The sequence below is a fragment of the Mesorhizobium sp. M1A.F.Ca.IN.022.07.1.1 genome, assembly GCF_003997575.1.
In the GTDB taxonomy this organism is placed as follows: Bacteria; Pseudomonadota; Alphaproteobacteria; order Rhizobiales; family Rhizobiaceae; genus Mesorhizobium.
Genome location: NZ_RZST01000559.1, coordinates 1 through 2,193 on the forward strand (window position 1 = coordinate 1; position 2,193 = coordinate 2,193).

At 66.8% G+C, this 2,193-nt stretch carries 3 protein-coding genes and 1 pseudogene; 1 reads left to right on the forward strand and 3 read right to left on the reverse strand.

The genetic code is table 11. The features are described 5' to 3' along the window. From EOA75_RS35425 to EOA75_RS32120, 3 genes and pseudogenes are all read right to left on the reverse strand, one after another. Window positions 1-108 (reverse strand): annotated as a pseudogene (locus EOA75_RS35425) (carbon-nitrogen hydrolase family protein); the annotation flags it as partial. A gap of 2 nt (window positions 109-110) precedes the next feature. Continuing rightward, a complete protein-coding gene (grxC, locus tag EOA75_RS32115) occupies window positions 111-380 on the reverse strand; it encodes a glutaredoxin 3 (protein ID WP_066990112.1) in 270 nt (89 codons plus the stop codon). Window positions 381-456: 76 nt separating this feature from the next. Beyond that, the gene (locus tag EOA75_RS32120) at window positions 457-1,257 is read right to left on the reverse strand and encodes a ComF family protein (RefSeq protein WP_067319068.1); all 801 of its coding nucleotides are present in this window, start codon (window positions 1,255-1,257) and stop codon (window positions 457-459) included. Window positions 1,258-1,319: 62 nt separating this feature from the next. On the opposite strand from EOA75_RS32120, the gene EOA75_RS32125 reads away from it, so the two are divergent. Then, entirely contained in the window at window positions 1,320-2,192 is an 873-nt protein-coding gene (locus EOA75_RS32125) for a methyltransferase domain-containing protein (RefSeq protein WP_095823955.1), read from the forward strand. Window position 2,193: the final 1 nt, after the last annotated feature.

Consider the following 2,193-nt stretch of genomic DNA (forward strand, 5'->3'; position numbering starts at 1 on the left):
GGCGCCCTGCTGTGCGGCCTCGCGGACCAGCTTTTCCATGTCGGCCGCGTTGCGCTCCGGGCTGGTGCCCGAACGCATCTGCACCGCCGCCGCCTTGAAAACGCTCATGATCAAACCCTCGCCCCGTTGGCAAGCAACACGTCCAGCCGGCCCTCGGACTCCAATTCATGGAGGTCGTCGCAGCCGCCGACATGCGTGTCGCCGATGAAAATCTGCGGAAAAGTGGTGCGCCCATGCGCCCGCGAAATCATTTCCTGGCGCAATTCCGGCGAGAACGACGCGTCATGCTCGGTATAGGCTACACCCTTGCGCTCGAGCAACCGCTTGGCTGCGGTGCAATAGCCGCACATCATCCGGGTATAGATCGTCACATCAACCATCGATCAGCAATCCTGCCTGCGCCCATCGCCCAGCGGTTATGCGAAAGCGACATGCACCAAAACAACAACTTAAGCCCTATATAGTTGCAGACTCATCGGCCCGGAAGTCCCCCGGCAGGACGCGGGCAAAGGTCAGCACGTCGACCGCTCCGGCGCCGCCTTTCTTCAGCGCCTTGGCCACCGACCGCACGGTGGCGCCGGTGGTGAAGACGTCGTCGATGACGAGCACCCTTCGGCCGGCGATCTCGATTTCCGCCTCGGGCGGGACGCGGAAGGCGGCGCGCACATTCTCCTCGCGTTCGTGCCGCTCCAGCCCGACCTGCTGGCGGGTGAGTTTTACGCGCCTCACCGCAGCCGGCGCGAAAGGCAGGCCGCTCAGCTTCGAAACCGCCCGTGCCAGCTCCGCCGACTGGTTGAACTGCCGCCGGAAGAAGCGCCGCCAATGCAGCGGCACCGGCACCACGACATCGGCTTCAGCGATCAGTTCGGCGCCGGCGCGCATCATCCAGCGCGCCATCCAGGGCGCGAGATCGGTGCGATCCTGGTATTTCAGCCCTTGCACCATCTGGCGCGCGACCCCTGAATAGACGACCGCCGCCCGCGCCCGCTCGAAAGGCGGCGGATCGGCGATCGCTTCGGCGGAAAGAAAACCGTCGCCCATGTCATGCGTGAACGGCGTGCCCATAACCGGACACCAAGGCTTCTCCAGCAGCCGAAGCTTCGGCCAGCAGGCGCCGCACAGCACGCCAGGCTGCGAGACGTGGCGGCGGCAGCCGGCACAGACCGGCGGAAACAACAGGCGCGCCGGCCAGCCCAGAGCCTGCCGCGCCATGTCCTTCATCGCAATGGTCTTGATCTTGCGCACCGGATCGGCCACGTGAAGAACCCCCGCGCCACCATAGCATCGGTCCGGCATGCGCCGACAACAGGAATAACCCATTGCAGCCTTTGATCGACACGGAGCTCTGGCTTGCGCACAAGCGCCGGGCGCTGATGCACCCCGTCGACGGAGCCGATTTCCTGATGCGGCGGGCAGCGGAGGACCTTGCCGACCGGCTGGGTGCCGTCGAGCGCAAGTTCGGCAAGGCGGCGGCGCTGTTTTGCCAGACATCGGCCGCGACCAGGGTGCTCGCCGGCAGCGGCAAGGTGGCCGACACAGTGCGCGTGGAAACAGACGGTGCCTTCCTTGCCGGAGAAGCCGGCATCGTCGCCCCGGCGGAGACCGTGCCGTTCGAGGCGGAGAGCCTCGATCTTGTCGTCTCGCTGCTGTCGCTGCAGGCGATGAACGACATCCCCGGCGTGCTGGCGCAGATCCGCCGAGCGCTGAAGCCCGACGGGCTGTTCCTCGGCGCTTTGGCCGGTGCCGGCACGCTTTCCGAGTTGCGCGAGAGCCTGCTTGCCGCCGAGACCGAGCTTTACGGTGGCGCGAGCCCTCGCGTCCTGCCGTTCACCGATGTGCGCGACGCCGGCGCGCTGCTGCAGCGTGCCGGCCTGGCGCTGCCGGTCGCCGACGTGGAGACGGTCACGGTGCGCTACGATTCGTTGTTCGGGCTTGCCGCCGACCTGCGCGCCATGGGCGAGACCAGCCCGCTTTTGGACCGCAGCCGGCGTCCCGCCACCCGGCGGCTGTTCGCCCGCGCCGCCGAAATTTATGCCGATCGGTTTTCTGACCCGGACGGCCGCATCCGGGCAAGCTTTTCGATTGTGTGGATGTCCGGCTGGGCGCCCGACCCCTCACAGCAGAAACCGCTGAAGCCTGGCTCGGCCAAGGTCTCGCTGAAGACGATCCTCGAGAAGCCGACGGGGCACTGAC

Excerpts from the sequence above, each read along its gene's own strand:
- grxC (WP_066990112.1), bottom strand. The coding sequence starts at position 380 with ATGGTTGATGTGACGATCTATACCCGGATGATGTGCGGCTATTGCACC.